This is a genomic window from Pseudoalteromonas sp. THAF3, assembly GCF_009363775.1.
Lineage (GTDB): Bacteria > Pseudomonadota > Gammaproteobacteria > Enterobacterales > Alteromonadaceae > Pseudoalteromonas > Pseudoalteromonas ruthenica.
In genome coordinates, this window is record NZ_CP045419.1 from 288,718 (window position 1) to 305,096 (window position 16,379).

General features: G+C 46.6%; 10 protein-coding genes. 4 read left to right on the plus strand and 6 right to left on the minus strand.

Annotated elements, in window-relative coordinates; genetic code table 11:
• Positions 1-12: 12 nt before the first annotated feature.
• From FIU82_RS16425 to FIU82_RS16435, 3 genes are all read right to left on the minus strand, one after another.
• On the minus strand, positions 13-3,144 hold the full coding sequence (locus tag FIU82_RS16425) for a carboxypeptidase regulatory-like domain-containing protein (RefSeq protein ID WP_138508325.1): 3,132 nt from the start codon (positions 3,142-3,144) through the stop codon (positions 13-15).
• Positions 3,145-3,676: 532 nt separating this feature from the next.
• Entirely contained in the window at positions 3,677-6,889 is a 3,213-nt protein-coding gene (locus tag FIU82_RS16430) for a TonB-dependent receptor (protein ID WP_152441640.1), read from the minus strand.
• Between the two features lie 78 nt (positions 6,890-6,967).
• The gene (locus FIU82_RS16435) at positions 6,968-7,792 is read right to left on the minus strand and encodes a S1/P1 nuclease (protein WP_138508323.1); all 825 of its coding nucleotides are present in this window, start codon (positions 7,790-7,792) and stop codon (positions 6,968-6,970) included.
• A 455-nt stretch (positions 7,793-8,247) separates the two neighbouring features.
• Here FIU82_RS16435 and FIU82_RS16440 point away from each other — a divergent pair, with 455 nt between their 5' ends.
• Positions 8,248-8,895 (plus strand): PhnD/SsuA/transferrin family substrate-binding protein, encoded by a 648-nt coding sequence (locus tag FIU82_RS16440; protein WP_253946389.1) that lies wholly within the window; start codon positions 8,248-8,250, stop codon positions 8,893-8,895.
• Positions 8,892-9,881, plus strand: coding sequence for a hypothetical protein (locus FIU82_RS16445; RefSeq protein WP_152441642.1), 990 nt, complete (start codon positions 8,892-8,894; stop codon positions 9,879-9,881). The genes FIU82_RS16440 and FIU82_RS16445 overlap by 4 nt, the downstream gene beginning before the upstream one ends.
• Here FIU82_RS16445 and ushA read toward each other — a convergent pair.
• Both ushA and FIU82_RS16455 read right to left on the minus strand, forming a co-directional pair.
• On the minus strand, positions 9,868-11,487 hold the full coding sequence (gene ushA / locus FIU82_RS16450) for a bifunctional UDP-sugar hydrolase/5'-nucleotidase UshA (protein WP_152441643.1): 1,620 nt from the start codon (positions 11,485-11,487) through the stop codon (positions 9,868-9,870). The genes FIU82_RS16445 and ushA overlap by 14 nt on opposite strands.
• Positions 11,488-11,635: 148 nt before the next feature.
• On the minus strand, positions 11,636-11,878 hold the full coding sequence (locus FIU82_RS16455; protein WP_306341141.1) for a hypothetical protein: 243 nt from the start codon (positions 11,876-11,878) through the stop codon (positions 11,636-11,638).
• A gap of 198 nt (positions 11,879-12,076) precedes the next feature.
• On the opposite strand from FIU82_RS16455, the gene FIU82_RS16460 reads away from it, so the two are divergent.
• Positions 12,077-12,811, plus strand: a complete 735-nt coding sequence (locus FIU82_RS16460) for a peptidylprolyl isomerase (protein ID WP_152441644.1) — start codon at positions 12,077-12,079, stop codon at positions 12,809-12,811.
• 56 nt (positions 12,812-12,867) lie between these two features.
• On the opposite strand, the gene FIU82_RS16465 is transcribed toward FIU82_RS16460, so the two are convergent.
• Entirely contained in the window at positions 12,868-13,281 is a 414-nt protein-coding gene (locus tag FIU82_RS16465; protein ID WP_022945198.1) for an MAPEG family protein, read from the minus strand.
• Positions 13,282-13,471: 190 nt separating this feature from the next.
• On the opposite strand from FIU82_RS16465, the gene FIU82_RS16470 reads away from it, so the two are divergent.
• On the plus strand, positions 13,472-16,357 hold the full coding sequence (locus FIU82_RS16470) for an insulinase family protein (RefSeq protein WP_152441645.1): 2,886 nt from the start codon (positions 13,472-13,474) through the stop codon (positions 16,355-16,357).
• Positions 16,358-16,379 lie beyond the last annotated feature (22 nt).

Below are 16,379 nucleotides of genomic sequence, written 5' to 3' on the forward strand. Positions count from 1 at the left end.
GTTTACTAGCAATTAGAACGTATAGCGAACACCGATGCGCATTTCCCACAGTGACGCGTCGCGTTGTACAGACGTGTCTTGGTTGCCATCGTTAAAGCCGGTATAAACATAACGGCCGTTGCTGTCGATATTCATATCAACCATACGGTTGCCTACGAATGAGCCTTTTTTGTATGTGCCCCAGTCGTCGTTCAACAGGTTAGTTAGGTTGTCGATGACAAAGAACACTTCACCTTTGTGGCCTTCTGCGAAGCCAGGCAGCTGTTGCGTTACTTTCAGATCAAACTTCACATACCACTCGGCATTTTCAGAGTTACGATCGGTCACTGAGCCACGCTTCAAGCCTTCTTCTTCGATGAATGCATTGAATGCAGCGAGGTCTTCGGCACTCATGTCATAAACAACGTTTGGATCGTTTTCCAACGGTACGTACAGTAATTGGCGTGAACCATAGCCGTAGTTGTTGAAATCGCCGAACTGGCTGTCTGCGGTATCAAACACGTAGCTGTAAGGTAAGCCTTCACTTGCTTGACCGAGTAGGTTGAAGCGAGTTTCGTAACCATCGAAGAACTCTTGGGTGTAGCCAAGGCGCAACGTAAAGCGGTGCGGTACTTCGTAATCCGAAGTGGCCGGTCCTGGCATACCCGGATTGGTGGTTGCGAAGTTACTGTAGTTAGATGCCGCCACTGAGCTATTCATTGGGTTTACATCTTCTGAATCAGTAAATGCATAGGCCACAGTGAAGTCGATGCCGTTATCGTATGACTTGCTTAGCGCTGCCGAGATAATGGTTGATTCGCCATCATCGCCGTCCACATTGGTGAGCATGTACTCTTGATCGCGACCTTCGATGCTTTCGAAGATAGGACGACCGTCAAAGGTTGTCTCGCCGCTATCACGTAAAGCGATGTCTTGTAGGTACGCTGAATCTTGTTTTTGCGTGTGCAATACATCTAAGTTAACAACATAGTCATTTTCGAAGGTGTACGTAGCACCGACTGAGTACTTCCACTCTGACGGGATTTCAAAGTCTGGGTCGATAGAGTGAGTTGCTGAGTCACCCGCACCTGGAGTGGTTGCCGCGATTTCATCAAACAGTGACTGTGGCACGCCGTAACCCGGAGTATCACCATTGGTCATTGCAGTATTGAACAGATCGACGTCATCCGCACGCAATTGAATTTGTGTTACACCGTCGTTTTGGTAAGCGCTTGACGCCCATACGTTCGGATTACCACCTGAGTAAAGACCGAAACCAGCGCGAATCTCAAGGGCATCGTCTACGAACCAGTTAAAGCCAACACGCGGTTGCAACAAGTCGACGCCATCTAGGTTTTGCTGGTTAGAGAAGCCATAGCGATTTTCAAATTGCGCATTGAAGTTTGGATAGTCGTCGCTTTGGTATTTGTCATAGCGTAAACCAAACAACAAGGTCGCATCGATATCAGTGAAACTATACTCGTCTTGAACGTATAGAGTATGCACTTGGTATGAGAATTCTGCCGCTAAGTCGTTCGGATTGTTGCTGCCTGCTGCGTTATAATAATAAACGCGATCAGCGATACCTTGCTCATAATCTTCGATTGAGTCGAAGCGGAACTCACCTTCGGTGTGCTGTACGAAAAGGTTGAACACGTTCAAATCTTCATACTCATAACCGGCAGTAATGGTGTGCTGGTCAAGGTAGTAAGTACCTGAGATTTTCGCAGTCAGGTTATCCCAGTTAAGGTCGTTTGACTGACGTGAATCATCCGGGCCGATGTATACAGTGTCGTCATTGGGGCCGTAGCTGATTTGGAATTCACCGAAACCGCTGGCCGCATCAAGTGACTCTTGGCGAGCATCTAGGTCTGACTTGCCGATACGTACTTCAGTTGAGAAGTTGGCCGACCAGTCTGAGTAAAGTGAACCGACGATAGAGTAGAACTCTGCGCCACGCTCGTAGAAGTGACTAGAAAATGCCAATTCGTCGTTGTCAGCATCAGACTGTGAAAGATCAAAACCATCGTTGTAGTTATACACTACACTGGCGCGGTGATCTTCGTTAATGTTCCAGTCTAGTTTTACCAACAGCTTTTCATCTTCGATAGGCATGCTGCCTGGCGTTCCGCCGATATCGTAGTTATAAACATCGCTGGTGATTTGGCGAATGCGGTCGATATCTGATTGGCTGATATTACCATTGTCGATAGGGCCGTAATCGAACTGTTTTACCCCTTCCAACTTCTCGTAAGAGGTGAACAAGAATAGCTTATCTTCAATCAGTGGCATGCCCACATTAAAGCCGTAGCGTTTTTCAGTGTAGTTGCCGTTATCGATGTCGCCATCGATTTCGTCGATGCTGTCGCCTTTCATCGAGTCATTGGTGTAGTCAAAGAATACGCCACCGTGCAACTCATTGGTACCAGATTTAGTAACTGCGTTGATGTTACAAGAGGTAAAACTGCCGTACTGAACGTCAAACGGGGCCATTTCAACGGCGACTTGCTCTAGCGCATCAAATGAGAACGGCTGGCGCACCGTTGGGTAACCATTTGAATTCAAACCAAAGTTGTCGTTCATACGAACGCCATCAAGGGTTAGGCTGTTAAAGCGCGGGTTAGCGCCACCACAATGAATCGCATCGCGGCTATCGTCCACATAAATACGTGGGTCGGCACGGACAATATCTTTAATATCACGGTTAATGGCTGGTGCTGATTCTAAATCTGCTTGAGTAAAGGTCGCGGCCGGGCCGGTGCCACCTGAAAATGAACTAATAGGACGGCCGGTGACTACGATTTGCTCGATATCGCCTTTCGCTTGAAGTTGCACTGTTACTGGGTATTCTTTACCCAGTGATAGATAAACATTTTCAACGACTTGGTCTTCAAATTTATCTGAGTCGATCAGTACATTGTATGGGCCGCCAACGCGCAAGCCTTTAGCGCTAAAGTAGCCAGCATCATTGACTACAGCGGTTTTTGCAGAGCCTGTCGGCAAGTGAATAATGGTCACTTCAGTGCCTGCAGCCGGGTTGCCGTTTGGTCCAGTGATTTGACCTTTGACTGAGGATGCGGTTTCGTTAGCAAAAGCACCTGAAGACATGCCCACAGTAGCGGCAATGGCCATCGACAGTGCCGATTTCCTAAGTTGCATTTTCATGTTGTTTTCCCGTGTTTAAGTGTCATTAGTTAGACGGTCATTAATTATCGTAAGATATTAAAAACTATTATTGTTACCGTGGTATTGCGAAAAGCTAAAATTGCACATTTTATTGCAAAAATAAGCCCTTACCTCGCTCAACGGCGTGACTCTTATTGTTACTTGCTTTAAATATATTAACAGCTAAGCCTAGTTCATCGACTCATAGATGCCAGTATATCGACACACTCTGATGCGCTTGGCTTAGTGGCTGTTGAAAGTGGGTGAATTGTACCCATCATAGCCAGCTTAGTCACTCTTTTTCAGCAAATTAAAGGCCATTTGTCCGCTTTAGATTGAACTTTGTTTATAAACTGTAAGTTGGAGTATTAACCAGCAGCGGGATGTATATATTGTCGGGTGAGGCGGTTGCATAAAAGCACACCAGAGTGTCAGGGGTATAATGATCACCAATAACCCTAGGGAAGGGGGAAGTCTAGGTATAAAAAAGCCCACCGAGGAGATGGGCTTGAGGTTGCGATTTTCTAACTAATTAGAAAGTGTAGCGTACACCAATCTTAGCTTGCCAACCCGACGAACTCTTTGAAATAGAGTTGTAGTTACGAGTGTCGAAGCCATTGTGGCGACGGTCAATGATGATGCGACCTTCGTCATCTAAGCCACCAAAGTCATAGACTGCTTGGTCTGAATAGCTTAGGCGCTTTTCTACGCCCCAATCATCATTAAGTAAGTTCGCGAAGTTCTCAACCATCACGTAAAGCTGGCCTTTGTGGCCTTCGGCAAACCCAGGGATCTCTTGCTTGAAGCTTACATCCATGGTGGTTACCCAAGGTTGTGTGCCGGTGTTACGGCCGATGATCTCACCACGCTCAGAAATGCCAGCTTGGTTTAGCAAGGTTTCTAGCTCATTCCACGTCACCTGTGACTCATCCCAGTTGACCGCTGCGTCATCAGCGCCAGATGGAATATAGGCTAGGTAGGCTGAGTGGCTTTGGAACTCACTGCCGATATCGCCGAAGTCGTAATCATTGTAGAAGCCCATTGAATGGCTGTAAGGACGACCCGAACGACGCTCGAAGAACATGTTGAACTGTGATTCATAGCCTTCAAAGAACTCGGTCTTGTAGCGAAGGTTAATTTTAAAGCTGTGTTCTACTTCATAGTGACCACGGCCCACAGTATCAATATTGCGGCTCTCGACTAGCGCATGCTTATAGTTACTGATCGCGCGTGATGATGAACCAGGCGCTACTTCAGTAATATCTTGGTGCGCATAGCTCACAGACGCATACAGACCGTTGTCCCACTCTTTGGCAAGTGCCGTGGCTAGGATCACTGAGCGACCGTTTTCATCAGCATTGGTCATCATGATATCGTAATTTTCTTCACGCTCACCATCATAGCGGCTCTCGTAAATCACCCGACCGTCAGCTGATTCACCCACTGGAACCAAAGCGGTATTGTGCCATACTGCTTCGTTTTCTTTTTTGTGATAAACCGCTTCACCGGTCCAGCTAAAGCCATCACCTAGTAGCTCTGAATCAAACTCATATTCAAAGCCAAGTTGAGCACGAATTGAAGACGGTAATTCAAAGTTAGGGTCGGTGTAGTTAGTGCTTCCTGCGCCTTGAGTCATAGAAGCTTGGATTGCTTCAGGTACTCGGGTGATATCCGCTTCAACACCGTCTTGTGAATAGTAATCTGCAATCGCTTGCGATGTGGCTGCTACATAAGTTAGACCATCATTTTGGTATGGATTGTTATACCAAACGTTTGGAATACCGCCTTGGAAGCGACCTACGCCACCATTGATGGTGAGGTTCTCGGACGCGTAGTATTTAAAGCCAACGCGCGGCAGAATAATATCTAAGCCATCAAGGTTCTCTTGGTTTGAGTACCCATAAGTGGCTAGGAAGTTTTCGTTTAGCGTGGGTTTATCATCTGATGATAAGCGCTCATAACGAAGACCGACAGTAAGTTCCAACTCATCAGTTGGGTAGAATTTGTCTTCAACATACACAGCAAACTGATTACGGCGTGCATCATAAGCCGTGTCATCGGCGTTATTAGTGTAGGCATTGCTATAATCGAAGTCGTAGTTACCGTTGTAGTTACCCACTTCGCGGTTTTGGAAACCTTCTAGGCTATCAAATTCCCACACACCTAATGAACCTGCTGCGAATAGGTTGTATAGGCGCAGTGACTCGTACTGAGCACCAAAATTGATTTCGTGGTCACCCCAGAAGTAAGTACCATCGAAGGTCAGGGTGAGGTTTTCCGTTTCCGATTGGTTTTTATGACGATATTCATCGGTGCCGAACTGATAGGCTGGGCCGCGATAGTATTCTTCTACCTTAACGCTACCAATGCTTGAGTTGGTGAGGCTGTCGCTACTGACATCTTTATAGGCAATACCGATTTCGGTCGAGAAATTACCTGACCAATCTGAGTATAGCTTAGCAGCAAAGTTGTTAAACTTGGTTTCGTAGGTATAACGGCTCGAAGCCAACATTACTGTGTCGCCACCGGTACCGTAGTTTCGCTCGTCGGCGTCATCTTGCCATTGGTAGGTGAAATCAGCGCGGTGATCTTCAGCCACGTTCCAGCTTAGTTTTACCAGTAAGCTGTCGTTGGTATCTTCCGGGTCACCACCAAGCTCATCGCTCAGACCGTAGGTGCTGTCTAATACAGAAAGGAACTCATTAAAGTTTTGCTCTGAGGTATCGTACTCGTGCGTTGCACCTGAGCCTTCAAAACCATAGTCCATTTCCAGTTCACTGGCCCAGCTGTTGTAGTTAACAAAGAAGAATAATTCGTCTTCGATGATAGCGCCACCGGTGCTGATCCCGAAACGCTTTTCAGATTGAATAGGGTCTGTCTTCGTTGTTTCGAAGGTGCGGCGACCATCCTCGTCGAGTACCGGTCTTCCATCTGCGTATACCTGAGAAATACTCTCTACTTCTCCAGCAAGGCTTGGGTTAGTGAATTCATAGAAACCGGTGAATTCAAACTCATTGCTTCCCGATTTAGTCACCGCATTGATAACACCACCGCCAAAGTTACCTTTTTTTGCTGAAAACGGTGAGGTATCTACTGACACTTGTTCAATAGCGTCAAGTGCAACAGGTGGCTGCTCAGTGGGGTAACCGCCATAGTTTAAGCCGAAATCGTCATTTTGGCCGATGCCGTCAACGGTTAAGCTGTTACTTCTTGGGTTGCTACCGGCAATGGTTAGCTCGCCGCTACCATTAATGCTTGCTAACGGATTCAAACGAGCAATGTCTTTGATATCGTTATTAAAGCTCGGAGTGTTAGCAATTGTGTCTTGGCCAAATACGCTGCTTGAACCGCCTGCTTTTTGCAAAATACGGTAGCCTGATACTTCGATACGCTCTACGTTGATAGGCTCAAGCTGAGAAGTGACGCGGCGAGTTTCACCTAGTTCAAGATAGATGTTCTCCAGCTCTGCATCACTGTATTTATCTGAGTCTATGAGGATGCGGTATGGACCACCTACACGCAAACCCTTGGCGATGAACGCGCCAGAATCATTAGTCGTAAAGGTGCTCACCGTGCCGGTAGGCTCGTGGATCACTGAGATTTGCACGTTAGGTGCAGCATCGCCTTTAGGCGTGGTGATCTTACCGCGCATTGATGATGAAGTATCGGCTGCGAAAGCGTTTGCTGACACGCCCAAAGCGAGTACGAGCGCGCCGGCCACTTTCGTTAAGCGAACGTTTTTCATTATGTTGTTTCCCGTGTTTTGTTTCATTGGTTAAACAGTGTGTAATTTAGTGATTATTTTTATTGTTATTAATTCGGTCTATTGTTGTCCGTATAGCGCGTTAAGCACGGCCGCTAGGCGTACACCCGCACGCTGCAGTTGTTGCTCCATCACTGGACGATAGGTAAATAAGTAGTCGTAGCTGACTTGCTCACCGGTATTGGCGTAAATGTCTTGCGCTAAGTGGTGAGACTCAATGAGCCACTTTTTAATATCCAAGTCTTTATTGATTGCCTTGGTATCAACGCAGCATAGGAAGTCTGCGTATTCGGAATATGACAGCTTTTGGCTCTCAACAAGGTCGGTATCCCATAAACGATGTAAATTGGTTTGCTCACGAAAGAAGGTGACATCGATGCGGTTACCGCCTCGGTCCTCGGCATTACCGACATGCATAGGTTGGTGAATATCGCCAATAATATGAATTAAAAAACGCAAATAGAATTGCTGCTGTTGTTGGCTTGTTTTTGGCGAGCGCAGTGCCTTCATAGCCGTTAGGATGGCTGTATAAGCGTCTTTTACATCATGCTTGTGTTCTTTTGCTGAGAAGTGTTGGTGCGTAAATTCCTCAGCGGAGTCGATATTGATGTAATGCCAAGGGCTGGCCTGCTTTTGCCAGAATGTATCGGGGGAAGAGCGCATTTCATCAGCCCAAGTACTGACTCTGGCCATACTGTGGCCCGCTAAAATGGTAGACACCTGTTGCTTTGCATCAGCATCCAAATGGTGCTCAGCAATGGCTCCTACAATACGGTGACCGTTGGCGCCCCAAGCGCTCACTTTCGTTGCGAAAAAACCAACAAAAGCGAGGGTGCAAATAAGCGTCAATTTGCTCAGATGCGTATAATTGAACTGTAAACTCATTGTTGTTGTCACGTTACTGGCTTGCTTAAGTGAAGGCAAATTGTCCGGATTTTTAAGCGAAAAAACAGGACTTGATGGGATTCATAATTACTTGTTAATAAAGCATATAAAACAAATGCTTATGTTTTATAAATAAAATTACCTATTGCAATAAGTAATCATAATTGTTGAAATAGTAATTGAATTCAATAAAAGCAGCACAAAAGCCCGTGACAAGCATATTTAACAGACGTGACACTGCGCTTATCCTGGTTACATTAATGGTACTGGCGTTAACTAGTTACCTTATCGGAACAATGCGTTTTACCTTGGCAACTACGCAACTGGGTAATGTTATAGCGACTCACTACAGTTGTAATACCACCCAGCCGGGAAATAAAACGCAGCTTACGTTGTTTGCCCCAAGCGAAAATGTCGTCAAACGGTTGGCTCAATCGCTATGTAAGGACACCACTGTGTCTAAGCAATACGGCGCTGTCCAAGCTTTTTGGGGAGGCTCTTCTGAGTTTGAGGTGAATGTGCTGGGAAAAGGTTTAGCGGATTTAATCCTTGCCAAGGAAAACCTCTTCAGTGCCTTTACCGCCCATGAAACCTATGGTTACTCACCGCTAGTCGGTTATCCTTCTTACACGGCCTACTTTATTGCTAGTAAAGAAAAGCCGCGCTTAGAGAAAAGCTACTTTCTTGATAAGCGCATTGGCCTAATTGAATATCCCACCAGTCGCTCCGGTCACATTATGCCCAAGCAGGTGTTCAAGGAGCTGGATATTAATATGAATAGCCTGAATATCACTTTTGTGAACTCGCACAGTGCGTTGCGAGATAAGTTAGCGCTAGGTGAAGTGGATATCATTAGTTCTTATTGGCAACAAGTAGATAACGAGCGTTTTTCTGCAAATTATATAACCGCAATCAGTGACAATATCAGCGGTAGCCATTGGTTTTTACGCCAAGCCAGTGATAATCCTGACTTAGCCTGCGCTATTCAGGGCGCTATTTTAAGCCAAGCAGAAGAGCAATCGGCACAGTACTTTAAACAAGCCAAACCTTATTGGCAGTGCAGTGATTCAGCACCCGCAACATTTCAAGGAGAGCCGCTGTGAAAGCGATTAAAGTTGCATTGCTAAAGTACGTGCACAGCTGGGTTCGGCGCTTTAATGCCAATATCGCCACGGTATTATTTGCATGCTTGGCTATGATTATCGCTTACTGCAGTTACGCGGTGGGGGCATTGAATAGCTGGCATCATCAACAGCAACAAGCGATAGCCCATGTCAAAACACGGATAGCCCTGGATGCTCAATACATTGGACTACCCAACAGGTTGTTGGAGGTACCGGGCGATCGCAAACGCGTGGTGCACTATCTCAAGCAGCTCAACACTCACCTCACATCACAAGGTTACGCCATTCAAGTGCATGCAATAGCGGGTACAACGCTCGGTAATGAGACAAGCAATCTTGAGAGCTTCAACCTCGTTCGCACAGGTGGGGAAACGTTCACCGTGACGCTGTCACCAGCGGTGATGCCTCTAGCCCAGCTATTGAGTCCTTGGCCTTTCCTCATCGTGCTGTTGCTGTCTGTCGCCATGCGAGCATGGTTTAAAACCCTCCAAAGCAAATTAGATAAAGCGCGAGAAGCGGGGACGCCGATACTTGAGCGCAAGCGCCTACTTATTGATTTAGCAGATAAAAGCCTACGCTATGGTGAGCAGGGTAGGCAGGTGCAATTGGCGAACAAGCCCCTTTGTTTTTATCTGGCGCTGTTGGAGTTTGGCATTGAATACCCTGAGGTGACGTTAAATCAAAATAAAGAGGTGCCACAGGAGCTACTGGATTTGGCCCATAAGTATTTTGGCCGCCTTATCGATTTAGGACACACGATTAGAAAGCGCCCCAACTTTGGCAATAGTTTAGAGAAAACGCTGAGTGAAATTCGTGCCGCACTGGATGAAGTGTTTGCAGCAGACTCGCAAGATAAAGAACCTTATTTTCCGCCTAAAGCCCATGGTGAAGGGTCACGCTCGCGTGTCCACCACTATGGGCTTAGGGCCGTCAATGGCGATGATTTTGAGGTTATTGGCAAGTAACCGGATGAGGCACGTTAATTGCCTTAATTGGGCTGTGCTTGCTTACATACTCGCTCAAAATACTGGCATCCGAGTCGCCAGTATCAACGAAGCGGGTGTCGGTGTTTAAACGCGGATAGCCATCGCCACCTGCCGCATTGTAGCTATTGATACTCATACGATAGGTCTTATCTAGCTCTAACGGTTGACCGTCAATACGCACTGATACCAATTCATCCCCCTCGCACACCGGTGCCACTTGGTTGAAGTGGGCATAGGCGCCAGAATCGACAGGGTATGATGCGACTTTACTGATGTATGCAAAAGCCTCACGACCACTAAATTCAATGTAGCCAATGCGGTTCTTAAACGGGTGTACACGAAGAATATCTTTGTAATCGATATCTCCTTGGCTGATTGAGTCACGAATACCGCCGCCACTAATGACTGCAAAATCAGCATCGACATGATTCATTTGTGCTTGGGTGATCAGCTGTCCTAAATTCGTCTGTCCAAAGCGAACTTTGTTTCTGTCGCCTTGAAGGTGAACTTCGGTATGCCCTAAAGTCACGCTTAACTTTTCTTGGCCTTTTTGCTGGTAAGGAGTTAAAAAGTCGAGCATTTCTTGGTCTTTATTGATGTAATCACCGACCCATTCACCGGTCTCGTCTTTAAGGTTTACTGGGATCAGCTCATAGCTTTCAAGAGTCAACTCTTCACCTAGCAGTTTAAATCGAGCATGACCCACATACTTGCCCCATTCATGGGCTTGCATGATCCAAATACCGTTTTGATTATCTGGCTGGCAGGGCATGCCTGGGCGGTAACCATCGTTGTTGCTGTTATTTGCCGCCATGCACACTGGTTCTTGGGAGTGGCCACCGATGATCATATCTACGGCGCCTTTGGGCAAGTTGCGAGCTAAGGTTACATCGCCGGGGGCGTTAATGCCGTGTTGAGCATTGCTGTAGTGACCCATGTGCGTGACGGCAATAACGATATCAGGGTTGCGGCGCTCAATTTTAGGAAGCATGTTTTTGGTCGCGGTTGCGGGCTCAATAAAATCAAAATTACCGATAAAATCAGGGTTCGCAATCTTCGCGGTGTCGGTGGTGGTCAGGCCTAAAATAGCGATATTTAGATTATCTCTTTGTAACAGCGTATAAGGAGTGTAAGCAGGCTCGCCATTGCGTTTATCGATAATATTAGCGCTCAGCAGCGGAAAGTCGGCCCAACGTTGCTGCTTGTCTAATACCGCTAATGGATTATCAAACTCATGATTGCCAATGGCCATGGCATCGTAACCTAACAACGTCATGGCTTTAAAATCAGGTTCCGCGTGTTGTAAGTCAGACTCAGGAATACCAGTATTGATATCTCCCCCTGAGAGCAACAGCACGGTATCGCCTCGTTGTTTAGCTTGTGCGCGCAACTGTTTTAGTAATGTTGCGCGCGCGGCCATACCGTATTCACCCTTATCGTTATGCCAAAAGCGGCCATGGTGATCGTTAGTATGAAACACACTAATATAGTGCGCTTGTGCGGAGTCAGAGTGTGACTCGGGTGTCGGCGTGGAGGCAGAGCATGCACTGAGCAATGTAAGCACTGAAAGAGTAATTAGGCGCACAGGGGATTCCTATCGGCGATTGTCGTTGCGCCTGATTTTAATTAAATTTTATGACAATTTCACTAGTCTGAGACGGACTGTGCAAATCCGCCTGTCTATACCCTAAGTTAAGATATTTGCTGAAGCAACTGGGCTCAGCCGCAACAGATCAGCCAGTTAGCTCACTGTGCTGGCTTGCACAAGACGAGACGCTGGCCAGTGCTGCTTGTTCACGACGGCGTAACTCAGCACGTGCTACGGGTGCTTGATGATGATTGACACCGACCATCCAGTTTAAAAACGATGCAGGCACTTGGCGGTACGACTCGCCTTTGTGGACACCAAAGTCGCAAATGAGGTTGTTGCTGTTATCCATAGTTGTTGTTTTTAGCTGCTCAAATGATATGCACATACTAGAGAACTCTTGATAGTTTGATAAGTCGAATCTGTTTTAAAAAAGCGCAAAAAGATACTTTATAGTTATATATTGTTAACCAATTTGTAACTGGGTTTTACCCCTAGGTATCAATTTGTTGTTATTCACTGTGCCTCATGGAAGCATGGCTTGAGTCAATGTAAAGTGGCTCAAAACAACAACATAGGAAATCCCATGAATAAACTTATTGGCTTTGGTCTGGTCGCAGCGGGGCTTACTCTTGCGCAACCTGTTCACGCGACTATCGTTGAAATGCAAACCTCCGAAGGCAGCATTCAAATTAACCTCTTTGATCAGCATACACCAAAAACAGTGGCTAATTTTCTAGGTTATGTTGAGCGTGGCGATTATCAGTTTAGTTACCTGCATCGCTCCGAGCAGGATTTTATTGTTCAGGGGGGCGGGTTTATTTACGATGGCGGGGCCGTGGCCATTGAATCCCAAGGGACGATAGATAATGAGCCTGTGCTATCCAATGTCGCTGGCACCATCGCCATGGCTAAACGCAGTGGCAACGCTAACAGCGCGTCAAGTCAGTGGTTTTTCAATGTCGCCGATAACAGTAGTAACTTAGATCTGCAAAACGGTGGATTTACGGTGTTTGGTCAGGTCATCGGTGAGGGGATGGAGGTTGTTAAAGCCATTAATGCGCTGCCTACTTGTTCTAGCACGCCGGTCGTTGATTACAGTACGGACGAATGCCAGCAAGGCGCTGAGCTAACGGCAAACAACCTAGTTATTGTTAATGACGTTATTGTCATTGATGATGACCCCAATTCGGCGGCAAACTTGACTCCGGTTGAAAATACCTTAATTGATGAACCTGTCGAGCCAGGGGATGATTCAAGCTCAGGTGCATTTTGGTGGTTGTTACCTCTTAGCTTGTTGATTCGCTGGCGCCGCGCGTAAGACAAGCCTAATCGGCGTGCTAGGGTATCGATAGCGCGCCGTTTCTTGGGCGGGTATTAGAGCATGCGCAACACCAACATGATCCACATCGCCAGCACGGTGATGCAACCAAACAAAAAGAGGTAGTACCGTGTTTTTAGGTGGTTACTACTAATATGGACCACAGTATGCGCAAGGCGCAGTAGTACAAAACCCCAAGCCAAGGCGGTGAAAGCGTAGCCGGTGGTTTGTGTAATTAATGCAGTGAGCACAGCAACATAAAATAAAACTGGGATTTCGAATTGGTTAATAAAGTTACGCCCGGCCACTTGCACTGATTCTGGGGCGTTGTCGAGATCCATAGTGGCAAATTGTTGCATTTTAATTTGTTTGTTGCGTGCGGCAGCAAAACGGCGTCGCCCCATTATTACCATCACCACAAGGGTTAACAGAACTTGCGCGAACATTGCCAAAATAAGCCATTGGTGCACGTTAATCTCCCATTATTCGTTATTATTTATAAACATCCCAGACCATACCTGAATTACTCTTATTATTCGAGAGCTAGAAAAGGTAGTCAGTGTTTTCATACATTGTTACAAACTTGATAGCTTTTTCATTGCATTTTCATCAGTGATTTTTGATCATAAAAGAAAACGTCCACTTATAAGAGACAAATACATGAAAAAGACATTAGCACTGAGTGCCCTGAGCCTTGCCGTACTGGCTGGTTGTAAAAGTACATCGACGCCTTCACAAAGCGAACTGACTCAGCAATTGATCCCGGAAAACTTAGTTGTGAGCCCTAACGACAAGCGGGCCTACGAGACACTGACGTTGGACAATGGCATTGATGTGGTGCTGGTTTCTGACCCCAGTGCTGAGAAATCTGCGGCGGCATTAAGCGTGGGCGTTGGGCTTTTGCATGACCCGATGTCGCAACAAGGCATGGCGCATTACCTCGAACATATGCTGTTTTTAGGCACTGAACGCTACCCCGATACCAAGGGCTACAGTGACTTTATGACCAAAAATGGCGGTGCTCATAACGCTTATACCTGGCTCGATATCACCAACTATATGTTCAAAGTGAATAACGATGCCTACGCTGAGGGGCTTGACCGTTTTAGTGACTTTTTCAAATCGCCAAAGCTGTACCCTGAGTACACTGATAAAGAGAAAAATGCGGTCAATGCTGAGTGGTCGATGCGCCGAGAAATGGACTTTTTCGGGCAGTTTAAACTCGCGCGTAAAATGATGGGTGAGCACCCAGCAAACCGCTTCCTGATTGGTAATTTAGAGACGTTGGGCGATAAAGAAGGGAGCTCATTACACCAAGAAACGGTTGATTTCTATAACCAGTATTACTCCGCGAATATAATGAAAGTGGCGATGATCTCCAATCGCCCACTCAATGAAATGCGCCAGCTAGCGAAGCAATATTTCGCCAATATCGAAAATAAAAACATTGAAGAGCCACAAGTGAAGGCTGAACTGGATTTTGATCAGGCTGGTGGCAAACGTATTTACTACAAGCCCAATGAAGATGTGAAACAGCTGAAGCTTGATTTCACGATTAAAAATAACATGGATAAGTTTGCCCTTAAGCCGAACCGCTTTGTGGCCTACTTACTTAGCAATGAAATGCCAGGCTCTCCAGCGCAAATACTGCGTGATAAGGGCTGGGTCTCACAATTGAGTGCCAATGCATCAGCGAATATGTACGGCAATTATGGCGCGTTGTCAGTGGATATTGAACTGACAGATGCAGGGATGCAAAACCGCGAACAAATCGTTGCTACGGTTATGCGTTACATTGAGCTTATCAAGGAAAATGGTGTTGATGAGAAGTACTTCGACGAAATTCGAACGTCGCTGAATAATCAGTTTCAGTTCTTAGAGAAAAGCGATGAATTTAGCTATGTTTCTTCGTTAACGCAAAGCATGCAGGATTATCCGCTCACCAACGCAATTAACGCGCCTTACTATTATGGTGAGTTTAATCCGCAGGCAGTGCAGGATGTGCTGACACAGCTTAACGGCGAGACCTTGCGAGTTTGGTATATTTCCCAGCAAGAGCAAACCGATAGCCAGCTGCACTTCTACGACGGCGAATACCGCATTGAAGATATCAGTAGCGAAGAGCAAGCAAGTTGGCAGCAAGCGAGCGAGTTTGCTTTGTCTCTACCCAGCGTTAATCGTCTGCTGCCACAGCATTTTGATATCAAAACTCGTGGCTACGCGGCGCAAACTAAACCGGTTGTGAGCTACGATAAAAACGGTATCAAGATTTGGCAGCAGCCGAGCCAACATTTTGCTGAGCAGCCTAAGGGGTTGGTCGAGGTGTATATTAATTCACCAGCGCCACAAAACGATATGACTGCGAAGGTGTTAATGAATTTGTGGGCCGATTTATACAATTTGTCGCAAACCGCGTTGGCAACCGAGGCCTCTATTGCTGGCATGTCGGTAGGCATGGACCCTGGTAACGGGTTTACTCTCACTGTTGGCGGGTTCACCGATAAACAGCCAGAATTATTACGTGAAGCGCTAAGCAACTTGCAGGTTGAAGTCGATGAACAAGCATTTAATCAAGCCGTAGACCGCTATGTACGAGCACTAAACAATGCGCAGCAGCAATTTCCTTTTTACCAAGCGTTTGATGAGTACTCCAACCTAGTTCGCTCTGGCAGTTACGACACCGAGGCGCTGATTGCCAAAGCGCAATCACTTACGGTCGCGGACTTAGAGCAATTGATGAACCAAGTGTTGACGCATAACACAGTGCGGGTATTTGCTTTTGGTAACTATGATCAAAGCAGTATTGACGTTATTGCCAAAAATATTACTCAGGCGCTGCCAACGCAAAAAGAAGATAGCCAGTATACGCGTTCTCAGTCTTGGCAACCTAAGCAGGGCGAAACCTATGTTGTTCATAAAGACATAGAGGTGGCTGATGTCGCTATTATTGACATGGTTTATCACCCGACCCCAGGTTATGCGCAAAAAGCAGCCGCTGCGGTATTACAAGGGCACTTCCGTACGGTGGCCTTTGATAAACTGCGCACTGAAGAGCAGCTGGCTTACGCCGTTGGTGCTATCGCCCGTCCACTTGAGGACTATGCCGCCATAGGGTTGTTTATTCAAACCCCGGTCAAAGGTCCGAAGGCAATGCAGGCCCGTTTTGATAGCTTCAAGCAACAATACCAACAAGAGCTTAATGAGATGGATGAGGCGACGTTTGCGCAACTTAAAAATGCCACTCTCGTGGCGCTCAAAGAGCAGCCAAAAAATCTAAAAGATGAACTTGGACGTCTTATTACCGATTGGTATCGCGAACAGTTTGATTTCAACAGCCGTAGCCAACTGATTGCGGCGGTCGAGCAACTGACGCTTGCAGACATCCAAGCATTCTACCAGCAAACGATGATGAACCCAGAAGCCGCAAGGCTCAACGTGCAGCTTCGTGGCAGTAAATTTGCCGACAAGGACTTCGCTGATTTACCTGAGCAAACCAAGGTGGAATCGGTGGCTGACTTCCAAAAGCAAATCAGCTGGCAGCAGTAGTTTACTGGATAATAATGTGCAG

Coding starts and splice junctions, on each gene's coding strand:
- FIU82_RS16460 (WP_152441644.1), top strand. CDS start 12,077: ATGAATAAACTTATTGGCTTTGGTCTGGTCGCAGCGGGGCTTACTCTT.
- FIU82_RS16430 (WP_152441640.1), bottom strand. CDS start 6,889: ATGAAAAACGTTCGCTTAACGAAAGTGGCCGGCGCGCTCGTACTCGCT.
- FIU82_RS16470 (WP_152441645.1), top strand. CDS start 13,472: ATGAAAAAGACATTAGCACTGAGTGCCCTGAGCCTTGCCGTACTGGCT.
- FIU82_RS16435 (WP_138508323.1), bottom strand. CDS start 7,792: ATGAGTTTACAGTTCAATTATACGCATCTGAGCAAATTGACGCTTATT.
- FIU82_RS16425 (WP_138508325.1), bottom strand. CDS start 3,144: ATGAAAATGCAACTTAGGAAATCGGCACTGTCGATGGCCATTGCCGCT.
- FIU82_RS16455 (WP_306341141.1), bottom strand. CDS start 11,878: ATGTGCATATCATTTGAGCAGCTAAAAACAACAACTATGGATAACAGC.